Origin of the sequence: Bacteroides stercoris ATCC 43183, assembly GCF_025147325.1 — a bacterium.
Classification (GTDB): domain Bacteria; phylum Bacteroidota; class Bacteroidia; order Bacteroidales; family Bacteroidaceae; genus Bacteroides; species Bacteroides stercoris.
Genome location: NZ_CP102262.1, coordinates 2,180,674 through 2,198,113 on the forward strand (window position 1 = coordinate 2,180,674; position 17,440 = coordinate 2,198,113).

Sequence of the window (17,440 nt, forward strand, 5' to 3'; positions counted from 1 at the left end):
TATTTGCAACCGGAAAAATGAATATTGATTATACGAATGACGGGTTGCATTTACTTGGAAAAGGTTATTTTGAAATGGGTAGAGAACGTAAAACATTATATTATACAGAAATGAAAAAAGTATTTTTATTCTTAAGTTTGTTTTGCTATACTTGCCTTTGGGCACAAAAGAAAGTGAAAGTGACTTGTATGGAAAATGGTATTACTTATGGTGCAAGAATAGAAAATCGGGAGGCAGAGTCGTATTCTACCCGTTTGCAAGTATCAGACTTGTATACCGATAATATGGTGTTGCAACGTGATGTTCCATTGAAGATACACGGGAAAGCGAATGTCGGTGAGCTGGTTTCAGTAAGTATCGCCCAGCAGAAGGCTACTGCCCGTGTAGACAATAATGGTCGTTGGTTTGTGCTACTTACGCCTTTGCAGGCGGGCGGACCTTATACATTATCCATATCTGTAGGAAAACAGACTTTATCATGCAAAAATGTATTGGTTGGTGAAGTCTGGTTATGTTCCGGACAATCAAATATGGAGTTTATGTTGAAGCAGGCAGCCACTGCGCAAACAGATATTCCGGAAGCGAATGACGACAAACTTCGGCTGTTTGATATGAAAGCGCGTTGGCGTACGAATGCGGTAGCATGGAATGCATCTGTGTTAGACTCTTTGAATCATTTGCACTATTATAAATCTACTGTTTGGAAATCTTGTACTTCCGCTACAGCAGCTTCTTTTTCTGCTGTGGCTTACTACTTTGGCAAGATGCTTCGCGATAGTCTGAATGTACCGGTAGGCTTGATATGTAATGCTGTCGGTGGTTCACCTACGGAAGCATGGATAGATCGCCATACATTGGATTGTGAGTTTCCGGATATCCTGTATGATTGGACAAAGAATGATTTTATTCAAGACTGGGTTCGTAAAAGAGCTGCTTTGAACATAAAACATTCTACCAACAAGCAGCAACGTCATCCTTACGAACCTTGTTTTCTGTTTGAATCCGGTATTCTCCCTTTGAGTAAATACCCGCTGAAAGGAGTTATTTGGTATCAAGGAGAATCGAATACTCATAACAAGGAAGCGCATGAGAAACTTTTTAAACTGTTGATTGATAGTTGGCGCTCCAATTGGGAACAACCGAATCTGCCTTTTTATTATGTGCAACTGTCAAGCATAGACCGTCCGTCATGGACTTGGTTCCGTGATAGTCAGCGAAGATTGATGAAAAGTATTCCTAATACGGGAATGGTTGTATCCAGCGATCAGGGAGATTCATTGGATGTACATCCTATCAATAAGAAACCGATTGGCGAGCGCTTGGGGTATTGGGCACTGAACCGTACTTATGGGTATGAAAATGTACTTCCTTCAGGTCCGTTGTTTCGCAGTGCAGAATTCAGAGATGGTGCTGTATATGTTTCGTTCGATTACGGCGATGGTTTGCGTAGTGTTGATGGAGCCCCTTTGTGTGCGTTTGAAGTGGCAGAGGAAGAGGGCTTTTATGAGCCTGCTACTGCTATCGTTGAGGATAACTGTCTGAAAGTGTATAATACCAATATTAAGAATCCCCGTTTCATTCGCTATGGATGGCAACCGTTTACTCGTGCTAATCTGGTGAATAAGATGGGATTGCCGGCTTCAACTTTTCGTGTAGCTGCATCTGCTGCATGCGTTATTATTGATAAAGTCAGTCAAATGCAGGGATTCCCGCAGGAAAATGAAAATTTTGCTAAAGGTGTTTCAGCTTGCTATGCAGGAATAGCGGCAGGTAAGTTATTGATTGCCGGCGGCTGTAATTTTCCTAAAATACCGGTTCATGCCGGCGGCTCTAAGAAATACTATCGCGATATTTATACAGCAGAACTGTCGAAGGACTCTGTATTGGTTTGGCAGAGAGCAGGACAGTTACCGCAAGCAATGGCCTATGGAGTTTCTGTATCTACCGCAGATGGAATAATATGTGTAGGGGGGATGAATGAACAGGCGGCTCTGTCTACAACTTATCGCATACGTGTGGCTAATGAGAAAGCTGTTGTAGAAACATTGCCTTCGTTACCTTGTACGCTGGATAATATGACAGGTGCTTTACTGGAAAATAAACTCTATGTTGCCGGTGGAAATAAAGATGGTAAGGCGTCCAATGCTTTTTATTGCCTCGATTTGGAGCAATTGTCTCAAGGCTGGCAGGAGCTTCCAGCCTTTCCGGGTGTTCCTCGGGTACAACCGGTAAGCGCTGCACAACTGGATGCTGATGGACAATTATGTTTCTACCTATGGAGTGGCTTTGCTGCACCAACGGAAGAACGTGATGCTTCTCTTTCGGTTGATGGATATGTGTATTCACCGGCTGCTAATACTTGGACACCATTACCTGAGGTAATGGATGAGGTAGGTGAAAAGGTCTCTTTAAGCGGTGGCGTGGCGACTGCTTGGGATAAAAATCTGATTATTTGTATGGGAGGTGTTGATAAAGACATTTTTTTGCGTGCACTTCAAAAACCGGCTGCTGATTATTTGACTCATCCGGTGGAATGGTATCGTTTTAATAAACGGGTTCTTGTTTATGATGTACGCTTACGGGAGTGGCAAACAATAGCTTGTATACCGGATGTTGCTCGTGCAGGTGCTGCGTTGGTGGTATGCGGAGAAAATATTTTTTGTATCAATGGAGAATTAAAACCGGGGGTCCGTACTCCAGAAATTACTTGTATTACAATTAAAAAGTAAGGTGTAAACGGGAACTTTATCAGCAGAAATCCCTATAAAGAACGATGCTTTATAGAGATTTCTGTTTTATAGAGATGTAACTTTAGTATTAATCAAACAAACTCTTGAACTTCTTGAAAATCTTCTCCTTGATAGAAGTATTCGGCTTGAAGTTATCCGACCTTTCCATTTCTTCCAGCGCTTTTTTCTCTTCCTTGTTCAGTGTTTCGGGCACATATACGCTGACATTCACCAGCAGGTCTCCGGTTCCGTATCCGTTTACGTTAGGCAGTCCTTTGCCGCGCAGGCGGAGAACCTTACCCGGCTGTGTACCCGATTCGATTTTTACCTTAACCTTGCCGTCAATGGTGGGTATTTCTACCGCACCGCCCAATGCGGCTGTCGGGAAACTGAGCAACAGGTTGTAAATCAAATCATTCTCATCGCGAATCAGTTCCTTGTCCTGCTCTTCCTCTATGAGAATCAGCAGGTCGCCCGGTACGCCGTTGTGTTTGCCCGCATTGCCTTTGCCGCTCATGGAGAGCTGCATGCCTTCGGCTACACCGGCAGGAATTTTCACGGTAACGACTTCTTCGCCGTAAACGATACCTTCGCCTGCACATTCCTTACATTTATTCTTGATGACCTTGCCTTCGCCACCACAGGTAGGACAAGTGGTACGCGTCTGCATTGTGCCGAGGATGGTCTGCTGGTTGCGGATTACCGTACCGCTGCCCTTACAGGTAGGGCAGGTTTCCGCACCGCCGTCTCCTTCTGCACCGGTTCCGTGACAGTGGCTGCAGGGTACATACTTTTTCAGTTTGAATTTCTTCTCTACTCCGGTAGAAATCTCCTTGAGGTTCAGCTTCACCTTAACGCGCAAGTCCGAGCCGCGATAACGGCGTTGCTGTTGCGCGCCACCGCCACCGCCGCCGAATCCGCCGAAACCACTGAAACCGCCGCCAAAGCCACCGCTGTGTCCACCGAATATATCGCCGAACATGGAGAATATGTCGTCCATGGACATGCCACCGCTGAAACCGCCGAACGGTCCGCCGTTGCCGGCAGCGCCACTCATTCCGGCATGGCCGAATTGGTCGTAACGGGCACGCTTGTCCGGATTGCTTAATACATCGTATGCTTCTGCCGCTTCTTTAAACTTCTCCTCGGCTACCTTGTCACCGGGGTTTTTATCGGGGTGATACTGGATAGCTTTCTTACGATAGGCTTTCTTTATCTCTTCTACCGATGCTGTTTTTTCGACTTCCAGTACTTCGTAATAATCTCTTTTTTCCATATAACTGTGTATGTTATTCTCCAACCACTACCTTGGCATGGCGGATTACTTTGTCGTTTAGCGTGTAACCGGTTTGTACGCAGTCCAGAATTTTACCTTTCAAAGCTTCGTCGGGAGCCGGGATTACGGCAATGGCTTCGTGGTAGTCTGTGTCAAGCGGCTGTTCTTTGGTTTCGATTACTTTGACACCGTTCTGACCCAATACTGTCATAAACTTGTTGTAGATAAGCTCCACACCTTCTTTTACGGCAGCTACATCGGTGGCGGTCTCCATGTTTTTCAGGGCGCGTTCAAAGTCGTCCACGATAGGAAGAATGCTGCTGATGCTCTTTTCTCCGCCATTCAGGATAAGTTCGGCTTTTTCTTTCATTGTACGTTTACGGTAGTTGTCGAACTCGGCAGAGAGACGCAGGTACTTGTCTTTCTGGTCTTCAATCTCAGCGTTGGCCTTTTGCAGTTCCTGAGTGAGTTTTTCTTCCTCTGTCAGGGCAACTTCTTCTTCTTTCTCTGTTGTTTCTTCACAAGTTTCGTCTTGAGCGTCTTGTGCTTTTAACTCTTCTTCGTTGATGTTTTCTTTTTCTTTAGAGTCCATATTGTTATGCTTGTTATTCTTGTAAAATGATTTTGCTTTCATTGTTGTTAAGGGTTTAAGTTAATATGATACGGTTTTAATAGCAAAAACTTTGCCAAATTGACGGCTTTTGCCAAAAACGCTGCAAAGGTAATATTTTTATGTCAGATTGACAGCGTAATGTGCTATAAATAGAGCGCTAACCTTGTGCGGACAGTAAGTTAACTCGATAGGTTGCAGTCAGTTACCTTTGTTGTATGTATCGGGTTAACTTCATATCATGCAATAAGTTAACTCGTTGTAAGCTGTTTTACCGTATTATTTCGTATCTTTGTACCCGCAATTTGCAGAGTTATAGGTATTAAATTGTAAGTAGTACATAATAAAACAGTAAATATAAAGATGATTACAGTCTCGAACGTATCGGTTCAATTTGGTAAAAGAGTGTTGTTTAATGATGTAAACCTGAAGTTTACAAGTGGTAATTGTTATGGTATAATCGGTGCCAACGGTGCCGGAAAGTCTACTTTCCTGCGTACTATTTCGGGCGATTTGGACCCGACAACGGGGTCTATCATGCTGGGACCGGGCGAGCGCCTGTCCGTATTGAGCCAGGACCACTTCAAGTGGGATGCTTATACGGTGATGGATACCGTGATGATGGGGCACACCGTGCTGTGGGACATTATGAAACAGCGCGAAGAACTCTATGCCAAAGAGGACTTCACGGACGAAGACGGTCTGAAGGTATCCGAACTGGAAGAGAAATTCGCCGAACTCGACGGTTGGAATGCAGAAAGCGATGCTGCCGCCTTATTGAGCGGACTGGGCATCAAGGAAGACAAGCATTATGTGCTGATGGGCGAGCTGAACAACAAGGAAAAAGTACGTGTCATGCTGGCGCAGGCTTTGTATGGCAATCCGGATAACCTGCTGCTGGACGAGCCTACCAATGACTTGGACATGGAAACCGTAACCTGGCTGGAGGACTATCTTGCCAATTTTGAACATACCGTTCTGGTAGTGAGCCACGACCGTCACTTCCTCGACTCCGTTTGTACGCATACCGTGGACATCGACTACGGAAAGATTAACCTCTTTGCCGGAAACTACAGCTTCTGGTACGAGTCCAGCCAGCTTGCTCTCCGCCAACAGCAGAACCAGAAGGCTAAAGCCGAGGAGAAGAAGAAAGAACTGGAAGAGTTTATCCGCCGTTTTAGCGCCAATGTGGCGAAGAGCAAGCAGACTACCAGCCGTAAGAAGATGCTGGAGAAGCTGAATGTGGAAGAAATCAAACCGTCGTCACGTAAGTACCCGGGCATCATCTTCACTCCCGAACGCGAACCGGGCAATCAGATTCTTGAAGTAGCCGGACTGACGAAAACGCTGGAAGACGGCACGGTGCTGTTCCGTGATGTGAACTTCAATGTGGAGAAAGGGGATAAAATCGTGTTCCTTTCACACGATCCGCGTGCCATGACCGCTTTGTTCGAGATTATCAACGGAAATATGAAGCCGGATGCGGGAACTTTCAACTGGGGTGTTACGATTACCACCGCTTATCTGCCGTTGGACAACACCGCTTTCTTTAATACGGATTTGAATCTGGTAGACTGGTTGAGCCAGTTTGGCGAGGGCAATGAGGTATATATGAAGAGTTTCCTCGGCCGTATGCTTTTCTCCGGCGAAGAGGTGCTGAAGAAAGCAAGCGTACTGTCGGGTGGCGAGAAGATGCGTTGTATGATTGCGCGCATGCAGTTGCGTAATGCCAACTGTCTCATTCTGGATACGCCGACCAACCACCTTGACCTGGAATCCATCCAGGCATTCAACAATAACCTGAAGACCTATAAAGGAAACATCCTGTTCTCGTCTCACGACCACGAGTTCATCCAGACAGTGGCAAACCGTATCATCGAACTGACCCCGAACGGCATCATCGACAAGATGATGGAGTATGATGAATACATCACTTCCGACCACATCAAGGAGCTGAGAACAAAAATGTACAATAAATAATGATTAGCGATTAGTGATTAGTGATTAATAGCGTGTCAAAACAAAAAAGCGTTTGTTATTTTCAGTAGCATTCCCTTATTTGTTGCTTTATTAGGCGCATATTACACGGATTTATTTTATTAGGGGTAATATTACCAAGTTGCTTTTGGTAACATTACCCCTTATTCTTTTTTCCGTGAAATCCGTGTAATTCCGTGCCTAAAAGAAATCCTCAAATTACATCCCACTCCCGTCCCTAAACACTAACCGCTAATCACTAACCCCTATTTTCCGTGTATTTTTAAAATCAATCCTGTTCCCACTACCATCAGTACCGTACAGAGTACGGAGCCTTCAAAGCCGAAAGCGCCGCCGTTTATCAGATTGGCTTCGGGCAGCCGAAGGGCCAGCAAGCCGTTGCAGAATTTATTTCCACTGACCTCATAGCCTAATACCGGGCCTTGTATCCAGTTCCAGAACCAGTGTAGAGCTATCGGGAAGCAGAGGTTGCGTGTGTATATATAGGATGAGCCTAAAAGGATGCCTGCCAGAAGTATGTTGATAAAAGACAGAAAGTCGAAGTTCGGATTGCCTATATGAATCAAGGAGAACAGGGCGGCGGAGAGGAACAAGGCACAAAACTTATTCACCCCGCTTTGCAGCAGGCGTTCCAATACAAATCCCCGCAATGCCAATTCCTCTGTCACGGCTACCAGCAGGAAGAATACAAGGCTCATCAGTAAGGAAGAAGGATTGAATGTCACTCCTGCAATCTCTACCGCACCTGCCCACAAGGATATGCCAAACCCTACCGCATAAAGAACGGTTGCCAGCAGTATTCCCGACAGCCAGTCCTTCCAACGCATCGTTAAAGAGCGTCCGAGCCCTTCCAGTGAAAAGCCGCGTAAATGCCATACTATCCATGCGGAAAGGAATACGCCTGCCAGCATCAGCGTCTCGCTCAATATGAAATAGGACATCGTATCGGCCTCTTCCTTTCCTAACTTCAGCAATACGGTTGCGAAAGGGACGCTTATTATTGTAATGATGATGACGGCAAGCGCGGCGAATGAAACAATGTCGATTGCCGCTTTTCCAAAACGTTTGGCTTTGGATTCATTTCCGATGGTTTCCATGAGAAAAATAAGTTCGGTTAATTAATATCCGACAAAAATAGCAATAAAAAGAGAAATCATTATTCACGGTTGGCGCTTTCTTCTTATATTTGAAAATTAAATCAATCTGACACAAAACATGAACCTGAAAAAGATACTTTTAGTAGCCGGACTGGGCATTATGATATCGAACGTCTCCGCCCAGACTTCCAGGAGATATACCGTTGCCAAACCCGGTACTTTGGTGGAAATGCTCACCGAAGAAGAAGCGAACGAGATTACCCACCTTGTCCTGCAAGGCAAGCTGAATGCAGTGGATTTCCGCCACCTGCGCGATGAATTCAAGAAACTGCAAATACTGGACATCTCCAATGCATCCATCAGCATGTACGCCGGAAAGAACGGTACGCATCCCGACCGCTTTTACATCTATCCCGCCAATTGCATCCCGTCCTATGCTTTCTGCAAGCAGCTTGGCGACAGCACTTTTGCCGGAAAAACATCCTTGACGGAGGTAATCCTTTCCGACAAGACCAAGAACATCGAAGACGGTGCATTCAAGGGATGCACCAACCTGAAGATTTGCCGCATACGTAAGAAAACTCCCCCCAACCTGTTGCCCGAAGCTCTGGCGGACAGTGTAACGGCGATATTCGTCCCTCTGGGTAGCAGCGATTCCTATCGTCGCGGCAAGCGGTGGGAGACATTCGCTTTCATAGAGGGCGAACCGGTAGGAGCTTTGGTGCAGATAGCCACCATGGGCAGCCTTGCCAGCGAACTGCTTCGTGCGGGCATACAGCCCAAAGATGTGAACTTCCTTACGGTAGAAGGTAAGATGGACGAGGCGGACTTTACGTTGATACGCAACTACATGCCCAATCTGGTGAGCGTGGATTTGTCCAAGTGCAATGCCACAACTATCCCCGAATACACGTTTACCCAAAAGAAATACCTGCTCAATATCAAACTGCCCCATGGCTTGAAGAGCATCGGCCAGCGTGCGTTCAGCGGATGCGGACGGTTGTGCGGCACCTTGGAACTTCCTTCCGGTGTAACTGCCATAGAGTACGGTGCATTCATGGGATGCGACAATCTTCGTCATGTCCTTGCCACCGGCGATAAGATTACAACTTTGGGCGATAACCTTTTCGGCAATGACAAGGACAAGCTGATATATAGGGATTAGGGGTTAGTGATTAGCGATTAGTGATTAGCAGGCTGCGCACTCACACCGCAAGGCACTAATCCCTAATCACTAACCCCTAATCGCTAACCGCTAACCCCAATCATCGTCAGTTGTATACGTTTCCGTTCGGTATCTACACTGAGCACCTTTACGCGTACCTGCTGATGGATGGATACAATCTCATTAGGGTTTGATACATACTTCTGCGCAAGCTGGGAGAGGTGTATCAAGCCGTTTTCCTTGATACCTATATCGACGAAAGCGCCGAAGTTGGTGATATTCCCCACGATGCCCGGCAGTTCCATGCCTATGCGCAAATCATCGATTGTACGCACGTTCTTATCGAATTCGAACACTTTGATAGGCCCGCGCGGGTCACGCCCCGGCTTCTCCAGCTCTTGCAGGATATCCTTCAAGGTCGGCATTCCGACGGTGGGAGAGAGGTAGCGTTCCGGCTGTATCTTCCGGCGCAATTCTTTGTCGGCAATCAGTTCGGCCACGCTGCATCCCAGGTCCTTTGCCATCTGCTCCACGATGTGGTAGCTTTCGGGATGCACCGCCGTGTTGTCCAGCGGATTCCTGGCATCCGGTATGCGCAGGAAGCCGGCACATTGCTCAAAAGCCTTTGCACCCATGCGCGGAACTTTCATCAGCTCCTTGCGCGATGCGAATGCTCCGTTCTCGGCGCGGTAGTTCACGATGTTCTGCGCCAGTTGAGGACCAAGTCCCGATATATACGTCAGCAGATGGCTGCTTGCCGTATTCAGGTTTACGCCGACCAGGTTTACGCAGTTCTCCACAGTCTGGTCGAGGGATTTCTTCAGCTTGCTTTGGTCTACGTCGTGCTGGTATTGTCCCACACCGATGGACTTCGGGTCTATCTTGACAAGCTCCGCCAGCGGGTCCATAAGCCGGCGGGCGATGGATACGGCGCCGCGCACCGTTACATCATATTCCGGAAACTCATCCCTGGCTATCTTGGAAGCGGAGTAGATGGATGCACCCTGCTCGCTGACAATGAAAATCTGCACTTCCCGGTTGAACGTCTGCCGTTTCAGGAAATCTTCCGTCTCGCGGCTGGCAGTGCCGTTGCCCACGGCGATGGCTTCCACCTTATAGGCCTCTATCATCTTCTGCAGTTTGGCAAACGCCTCTTTGCTTTGGTTCACCGGCGGATGCGGGTAGATATTCTCGTTGTGCAGCAGGTTGCCCTGCGCATCCAGGCACACCACCTTACATCCGGTGCGGAATCCGGGGTCTATCCCCATCACCCTTTTCTGCCCCAGGGGCGATGCCAGCAGTAACTGCCGCAGGTTTTCCGCAAAGACGCGGATGGCTTCATCGTCGGCACGCTCCTTGCTTTGCGCGGCAAACTCGGTCTCGATGGACGGTTTCAACAGACGCTTGTAGGCATCCTGCACGGCTTCCGCCACCTGCTTCCCGCAGGCGTTGTTGCTCTGTACAAACTGCCGTTCCAGCCGTTCCACGCACTCTTCGTCGTTGGGGCTGATGCTCACTTTGAGCAGACCCTCCGCTTCGGCGCGGCGGATGGCAAGCAGGCGGTGCGAGCTGCATCGCTTCAGGGGCTCCGAACAGTCGAAGTAATCCCGGTATTTGGCACCTTCCTCCTCTTTGCCTTTTATCACTTTGGCGGTCAGCAAGGCTTGGCGTGCAAAGGTATTCCGCAGCATGTTGCGGGCGCGTTCGTTCTCGCTCACCTGTTCGGCTATGATGTCGCGCGCACCTTTCAGGGCATCGTCCGCATCCTTTACATCGCCTTTCACGAAGGCGGCGGCACGCTGTTCGGGATGAGGCTCGCGCTGGAGCATCAGCAGGGTGGCAAGCGGTTCGAGTCCTTTCTGGCGGGCGGCTTCCGCACGGGTTTTCCGTTTGGGCTTGTAGGGCAGGTAGATGTCTTCGAGGGCGGTGCTGTCCCACGTGTCGTCAATGCGCTTTTGCAGTTCCGGGGTCATTTTCCCCTGTTCGCGGATGGTGGCGACGATGGTCTCCTTCCGTTTCGCCGTTTCCTTCAGTTTTTCGTAATGGGTACGGATGGATTCTATCTGCACTTCGTCCAGTCCGCCCGTCATTTCCTTGCGGTAGCGGCTGATGAACGGGATGGTTGCTCCGTCGTCGAGCAGGGAGAGTGTCTGCCCGATTTGCTTTTCCGATATGCCGAGAATGGCAGCTATCATGCTGTGAAAGATTTGTGTCATGTCAGCTTCTTTTTTTGATAATGAGCGCCAAAAGTACGAAAAACAATCTTTCCCTACCGCCTTTTTGTGAGTTTTATTATATCTTTGCGCTATTTACACATGGTATTTATACATTAACAGAACAACGAAATGAAAAGACTGACCTGCTGTCTTGCGTGGATGTTCCTGCTGATTGGAGCAGTTGCTGCGCAGGATAAAGAAGTAAAACTGAAAATAGTACAGACCAGTGATATCCACGGTAATTTCTATCCCCACGATTTCATCCTTCAGCGGGAGGCCGCCGGAAGCCTGGCACGCGTGCACGCATTCGTGCAGAAAGCGCGCGAAACCTATAAGGACAACCTGATTCTGCTGGACAACGGCGACATCCTGCAAGGCCAGCCCACCGCCTATTACTATAACTACATCGACACGGTATCGCTCCACGTAACCGCCGATATGCTGAACTTCATGGGCTATGATGCCGCCAATATGGGCAACCACGATGTAGAGACGGGACGTGCCGTTTTCGACCGTTGGGCAGGCGACTGCCGTGCTCCGGTGTTGGGTGCCAACATCATCGATACCGCTACGGGCGAACCCCACTTCCGGCCCTACAAGGTGCTGGAGCGCGACGGAGTGAAGATTGCCGTTCTCGGCATGATAACGCCCGCCATTCCGGTGTGGCTCTCCGAGAATCTGTGGCGGGGGCTTCGTTTTGACGACATGGAAGAGACCGCTCGCAAGTGGATGAAGATAATCCGCGAAAAGGAGCGTCCCGATATTGTAATCGGTATGTTCCATGCCGGGCAGGACGCCTTGCTGATGGGTGGCAAATACCGGGAGAATGCCTCGCTGGACGTAGCCCGCAATGTTCCGGGCTTCGACATCGTGCTTATGGGCCACGACCACGCCCGCGAATGCAAGAAGGTGCAGAACGTGGCAGGCGACTCCGTACTGGTGATGGACCCCGCCAGCAACGGCATCGTGGTGAGCGACATTGACATTACCGTGACCCTGCGCAACGGTAAGGTTACGGACAAGCAGATTGACGGCGTGCTCACCGAAACCGCCCCCTACGGCATCAGCGGTGAATTCATGAAACGTTTCTCGCCGCAGTACGCCACCATTCAGGATTTCGTATCGAAAAGAATCGGACGCTTCACGAAGACGGTCTCCACCCGTCCCGCCTATTTCGGTTCTTCCGCATTCATCGACCTCATCCATACCTTGCAGTTGGACATCAGCGGTGCCGAGATTTCATTGGCGGCTCCCTTGTCCTACGACACGCAGATTAAGGAAGGGGATATTTACGTGTACGACATGTTCAACCTCTACAAGTACGAGAACATGCTCTACACCATGAAACTTTCGGGCAAGGAAGTGCACGATGCCCTGGAGATGTCCTACGACCTATGGACCAACCGCATGACTTCGCCCGACGACCACATCCTGCTGCTTCGCGACCAACCCCGCGAGGGCGCTGCGGACAGGGCTGCCTTCAAGAACTTCAGCTTCAACTTCGACTCCGCCGCAGGCATCATCTACACGGTAGACGTCACGAAGCCGTGCGGCAGTAAGGTAACCATCCTCAGCATGGCAGACGGCACCCCGTTCCACATGGACAAGATGTACACGGTAGCCCTGAACTCCTATCGCGGCAACGGCGGCGGGGAACTGCTGACGAAAGGCGCGGGCATCTCCCAGGACGAGTTGAAGGAACGCATCATCAGCTCTACCGACAAGGATTTGCGCTATTACCTGATGCAGTACATCGAGCAGAAGAAGGTAATCGAGCCGCGTGCGCTCGGCCAGTGGAAATTCATTCCGGAGGAGTGGGCTGTTCCCGCTTCCAAGCGCGATTATGAATTTCTGTTTGGTACAAACCGAAATTAGTATTACCTTTGCCGTCCCTAACTCAAGAAACAAACCGTAAGACGTGAGAGGAATAAAAAGAACCATATGCGCATTATGCTTGCTGGCGCTCTTCGTGGCGTACCAGGCAAGCATAACGGCGTTTACCCACGTCCACTACGTCAACGGGGTGCTGATAACCCACTCGCACCCTTTCCATAACCAGCATTCGCACTCCACCGACTCGCTGATTGTCATCGGCCTGCTGTCGCACTTCAGTTCGGACACGCCGGACTGCTGCGAGCTGCAACACCCGATGCGCTCTCTGTTGCAGGTGATGGAAAGCGAAACCGATACGCCCGTCATAAAGGGAAAAGCGTGTCGGATGCCCTCTCTCCGCGCTCCCCCTTATTCCGTTACCCTTTGATAGTGTTGTACCAACGCCTGGTATGCTCCATACCAACGTTGGGTATTCGTTGTACCGATGCTTGGTATTCGATGTACCAATCTTTGGTACTCGCCGTACCAATGTTTGGTATCCGTCGTACCCGCCTTTGGTACTTGCCGTACCAAGTACCGGTACAGAATTGGTATCATTAAGTAACTGAAATAAAAGCGATTATTCAAATGAAACAAATTATATTGGCGTTGATGCTTGCTGTGGCAGGTATCGGCGCAGCCGTTGCCGCAAACCCTATCAGGGAAGGCAACATGATTTCCGGCCATGTTCTTGTAAAAGGTTCGGAAGAGAATATACCGTATGCCACCGTTTTGATTGTAGGCAGCGGACAGGGAACAGTGTCCAATGAAGAAGGTCAGTTCGAGTTCAAGAACCTGCCGGCGGGCAAATATACGTTGCGCGTATCCGCCGTAGGCTATAAGACACAGGAAAAGGCGATTGAAGTAAACAAGGACTTTACGGCGGTGGTGCATTTCCAGATGGAAGAGGAAAGCTTCATGACCGATGAGGTCGTGGTGTCCGCCAACCGCAACGAGGTGAGCCGCAAGGCTGCTCCCGTGGTGGTGAACGTGATGAGCGCCAAGCTCTTTGAGATGGTGAACTCCACCGACCTTGCCAAGACACTCAACTACCAGTCGGGCCTGCGGGTGGAGAACAACTGCCAGAACTGCGGTTTCCCCCAGGTGCGTATCAACGGTCTGGAAGGCCCGTACTCGCAAATCCTGATAAACAGCCGTCCCGTCATCAGTGCGCTGAGCGGGGTATATGGGCTGGAGCAGATACCGGTGAACATGATCGAGAGGGTAGAGGTGGTACGCGGCGGCGGTTCGGCGCTGTTCGGCGCCAATGCTGTGGGCGGAACTATCAATATCATCACCAAAGACCCCATTAACAACTCCTTCCAGGTGTCGAGCATGTTCTCCAACATGGACGGCAAGTCCTGGGAGCAGTACATGGGTGGGAACGTATCCCTGGTGGCCAAAGACAACTCCTACGGCATCGCCCTCTACGAAAGCTACCGCAACCGCAATCCGTACGACCGTGACGGCGACGGTTTCTCCGAACTGGGCAAGCTGAACATGAACACCTTCGGCTTCCGCGCCTACTACCGTCCCACGCATTTCAGCCGTATCAACCTGGAGTATCACACCACCAACGAGTTCCGCCGCGGCGGCAACAAGTTCGATCTTCAGCCCCACGAGGCGGACATCACCGAGCAGACCAAGCACATCATTAACAGCGGCGGATTGAGTTACGACCTCTTCTGGCGCGAGTATAAGCATAAAATCTCCTTGTACGGCTCCATCCAGCACACCGACCGCAACAGCTACTACGGTGCACAGAAGGACATGAACGCCTACGGCAAGACGGACGACCTGACGTGGGTGGCAGGCGGCATGTACGTGGGCAACATGAACAACTGCCTTTTCGCCCCCGCCACCTTCACGGGCGGACTGGAGTATCAGAACAACTCCCTGCACGATGTCATGACGGGCTATCACCGCGATATGCAGCAGGATGTACGCATCGCCAGCGCCTTCGTGCAGAACGAGTGGAAGATGAACGTACTGACCATGCTCGTCGGCGCCCGCCTGGACAAGCACAACCTGATAGACAAACTGATATTCAGTCCCCGCGTCAACCTGCTTTATAAGCCTACCGAGGACTTCCAGGCGCGCCTGACGTACTCCACCGGTTTCCGCGCCCCGCAGGCCTACGATGAAGACCTGCACGTCACCGCAGTAGGCGGCGAAGGCGTGCAAATCAAGCTGGCGGACAACCTGCGCGAGGAGCGTTCCAACAGTTACAGCGGCTCGGTGGACTGGACCGCCCACCTGGGACACTGGCAGGCAAACATCCTTGTAGAGGGTTTCTATACCGACCTGCGCCACGTATTCGTGCTCGAGGACATCGGTAAAAACGATGTGGGCGATGTAATCAAGGAACGCCACAACGGCAACGGCGCCCGCGTGTACGGCGCCAACCTCGACGCCAAGATTGCCCACGGCAAGGAAGCGCAGCTCCAGTTGGGCTTTACCGCGCAGCGCAGCCGCTACACCCGCGAGGAAGTCTGGACACAGGTGGACGGCAAGGACCTGACCACCAAGCGCATGCCCCGCACGCCCGACTATTACGGCTACTTCACCTTCTCGTCCGCTCCGCTGAAGAATTTCGACTTCTCCCTCTCCGGCACGTATACGGGCAAGATGATTGTACCGCACTATGCCGGATACATCGCGGAAGACCGCATGGAGACCACGCCCCAGTTCTTCGACCTCAACCTGAAGCTGAACTATACCTTCGTGCTGCACGACCATATCAAGTTCCAACTGAACACCGGTGTGCAGAATATATTCAACAGCTTCCAGAAAGACTTGGATAAGGGCGAGTTCCGCGATGCCGGTTATTTCTACGGTCCCACGCAGCCGCGTACGTTCTTCATCGGCTTTAAAATAATGAATTAGGATAACATTCACGATTTTTAAACCAATAATTCCGTGAATAATCCTATATTTGCCGGCAAAGCGCATGAATAATGAATACAAAACAGATACGCAACGTTGATATCTCCGGTATACAACACCTGCCCATGATTGACTTTATCGGCAATGATTTCGCTATTTTCGATGATATAAGGGACATCCCTTTCACGCCATATCCTACGCGTCTGAACGCTGCCTGCTTTGCCGTCTGCCGGAAAGGCTGGTGCAAGCTGAATATCAACTTGCGGGATTATGAAATGCGTGAAGGGATGCTTTGCATCATCCTGCCCGAGCAGATTGTGCAGCAGGGCGAGCGTTCCGATGATTTTTCAGGCAGCTTCATAGCCGTGTCCCGCGACTTCATGGACCTGGTGATACCCACGATGCAGCAACTGTTTCCCATGTTCTTCATGATAAAGGAGCGGCCTTGCATCGCTGTCACTGCCAACGAGTTGCAGGCGTTCGAGGAATATCACTCTTTCCTGTGGAGCAAGGTGAAGCTGAAGGACAATCCCTACCGCAAGGAGATTACGCAGGGATTGCTGATGGCGCTGTGCTACGAGATATACGACATCTATCAGGGACATGCCGTGAAGGAGCGCACTCCCAAAAGCCGCAAGGAAGATTTGTTCGAACGCTTCATCCGGTACGTGTACGAGTTTTACAAAGAGGAGAGGAGCGTGTCCTTTTACGCAGACAAGATGTTCCTTACGCCCAAGCACCTCTCTACCATGGTGAAAGAGGTGAGCGGAAAGACGGCGGGCGAGTGGATTGACAGCCTCGTGATTCTGGAAGCGAAAGCCATGCTGAAATCATCCGAGCAGAGCATTCAGGAGATAGCCGACGAGCTGCACTTTGCCAATCAGTCTTTCTTCGGCAAATACTTCAAGCATCACACCGGCTTTTCGCCCAAGGAATACCGGAAACAGTAATATCCGGCAACCTCCCGGTTCCGGCAGGCAAATAAAAAACCGGACAGCTACGGCAGGAATTTTTTCCTGTGCTCCGTGTGCTGCCCGGTATTTTTTTAGTGTACCCTAAAAAACTAACCTTTCTCTTTCAAAAACTAATTTACTCTATCGTTTTCTAAATGACGTTGCAAATTTAAAGAGTTATTTTAAGGTACTGTTTGATATATATCAAAAAAGGATTATTTCCTGAACCGGCTCCAGAAACCGCCTCTCTTTTGTTGCGGAGTTTTATCGGTATCGCGATACAGCTCCTCATACGTCAGCTTCTCCTGAACCATGCGGTAGATGTCTCCCCAGTCGGGCAGGCCGCCCAGGTTGCGGTCGTCAATGAAGAGGTCCGCTTTCACCTTGCGCGAGAAGCCGTGATGGGCGGCATCCTCTTCGGGATAGTCCCGGTTGACGGCATAAAACTCCACGCCCCGTTCCCTGCACCATTCCACGGCCTCGTCCAGCAGCTTTCCTTCACGTACAGTCCACAGTATCAGGCGGTGGCGGTCTTTGATCAGCATCTTCAGCGTATCGGTGGCAAAAGGGATTTCGTTCCCTATTTTAGGGTAACGGTGCTCTACGATTGTGCCGTCAAAATCAATGGCGATAGTCAT

Annotated in this window: 13 protein-coding genes; 7 read left to right on the top strand and 6 right to left on the bottom strand. The window is 50.0% G+C overall.

Features of this window, described 5'->3' with window-relative positions; genetic code table 11:
* The first annotated feature begins 17 nt into the window (after positions 1-17).
* Positions 18-2,729: a cyclically-permuted mutarotase family protein gene (locus NQ565_RS16965; RefSeq protein ID WP_005655153.1), complete on the top strand. Its 2,712-nt coding sequence runs from the start codon at positions 18-20 to the stop codon at positions 2,727-2,729.
* Positions 2,730-2,817: 88 nt separating this feature from the next.
* Here NQ565_RS16965 and dnaJ read toward each other — a convergent pair whose 3' ends face one another.
* Positions 2,818-4,005: a molecular chaperone DnaJ gene (gene dnaJ / locus NQ565_RS08830; RefSeq protein ID WP_005655154.1), complete on the bottom strand. Its 1,188-nt coding sequence runs from the start codon at positions 4,003-4,005 to the stop codon at positions 2,818-2,820.
* 13 nt (positions 4,006-4,018) lie between these two features.
* A complete protein-coding gene (locus NQ565_RS08835; RefSeq protein ID WP_005655155.1) occupies positions 4,019-4,639 on the bottom strand; it encodes a nucleotide exchange factor GrpE in 621 nt (206 codons plus the stop codon).
* 339 nt (positions 4,640-4,978) lie between these two features.
* On the opposite strand from NQ565_RS08835, the gene NQ565_RS08840 reads away from it, so the two are divergent.
* Positions 4,979-6,595, top strand: a complete 1,617-nt coding sequence (locus NQ565_RS08840) for an ABC-F family ATP-binding cassette domain-containing protein (RefSeq protein ID WP_005655156.1) — start codon at positions 4,979-4,981, stop codon at positions 6,593-6,595.
* A 263-nt stretch (positions 6,596-6,858) separates the two neighbouring features.
* Here the strand turns inward: NQ565_RS08840 and NQ565_RS08845 are convergent, their stop codons facing one another.
* The gene (locus NQ565_RS08845; RefSeq protein WP_005655157.1) at positions 6,859-7,710 is read right to left on the bottom strand and encodes a CPBP family intramembrane glutamic endopeptidase; all 852 of its coding nucleotides are present in this window, start codon (positions 7,708-7,710) and stop codon (positions 6,859-6,861) included.
* Between the two features lie 118 nt (positions 7,711-7,828).
* Here NQ565_RS08845 and NQ565_RS08850 point away from each other — a divergent pair, with 118 nt between their 5' ends.
* Positions 7,829-8,875 (top strand): leucine-rich repeat domain-containing protein, encoded by a 1,047-nt coding sequence (locus NQ565_RS08850; protein WP_005655158.1) that lies wholly within the window; start codon positions 7,829-7,831, stop codon positions 8,873-8,875.
* Between the two features lie 83 nt (positions 8,876-8,958).
* Here NQ565_RS08850 and NQ565_RS08855 read toward each other — a convergent pair whose 3' ends face one another.
* Positions 8,959-11,091 (bottom strand): Tex family protein, encoded by a 2,133-nt coding sequence (locus tag NQ565_RS08855; protein ID WP_005655159.1) that lies wholly within the window; start codon positions 11,089-11,091, stop codon positions 8,959-8,961.
* 129 nt (positions 11,092-11,220) lie between these two features.
* Here NQ565_RS08855 and NQ565_RS08860 point away from each other — a divergent pair, with 129 nt between their 5' ends.
* Together NQ565_RS08860 and NQ565_RS08865 are read left to right on the top strand one after the other, a co-directional pair.
* Complete coding sequence (locus NQ565_RS08860) at positions 11,221-12,966, top strand: bifunctional metallophosphatase/5'-nucleotidase (protein ID WP_040315764.1); 1,746 nt, start codon at positions 11,221-11,223, stop codon at positions 12,964-12,966.
* Positions 12,967-13,009: 43 nt separating this feature from the next.
* Positions 13,010-13,351, top strand: a complete 342-nt coding sequence (locus NQ565_RS08865; protein WP_016661247.1) for a hypothetical protein — start codon at positions 13,010-13,012, stop codon at positions 13,349-13,351.
* Here NQ565_RS08865 and NQ565_RS08870 read toward each other — a convergent pair.
* Entirely contained in the window at positions 13,333-13,521 is a 189-nt protein-coding gene (locus tag NQ565_RS08870; RefSeq protein WP_005655163.1) for a hypothetical protein, read from the bottom strand. The two genes, NQ565_RS08865 and NQ565_RS08870, sit on opposite strands and share 19 nt — an antisense overlap.
* Before the next feature lie 30 nt (positions 13,522-13,551).
* Here NQ565_RS08870 and NQ565_RS08875 point away from each other — a divergent pair, with 30 nt between their 5' ends.
* Positions 13,552-15,849 (top strand): TonB-dependent receptor, encoded by a 2,298-nt coding sequence (locus NQ565_RS08875; RefSeq protein WP_005655164.1) that lies wholly within the window; start codon positions 13,552-13,554, stop codon positions 15,847-15,849.
* 71 nt (positions 15,850-15,920) lie between these two features.
* The gene (locus NQ565_RS08880) at positions 15,921-16,799 is read left to right on the top strand and encodes a helix-turn-helix domain-containing protein (RefSeq protein WP_005655165.1); all 879 of its coding nucleotides are present in this window, start codon (positions 15,921-15,923) and stop codon (positions 16,797-16,799) included.
* Between the two features lie 218 nt (positions 16,800-17,017).
* Here the strand turns inward: NQ565_RS08880 and NQ565_RS08885 are convergent, their stop codons facing one another.
* Complete coding sequence (locus NQ565_RS08885) at positions 17,018-17,440, bottom strand: BT0820 family HAD-type phosphatase (RefSeq protein ID WP_005655166.1); 423 nt, start codon at positions 17,438-17,440, stop codon at positions 17,018-17,020.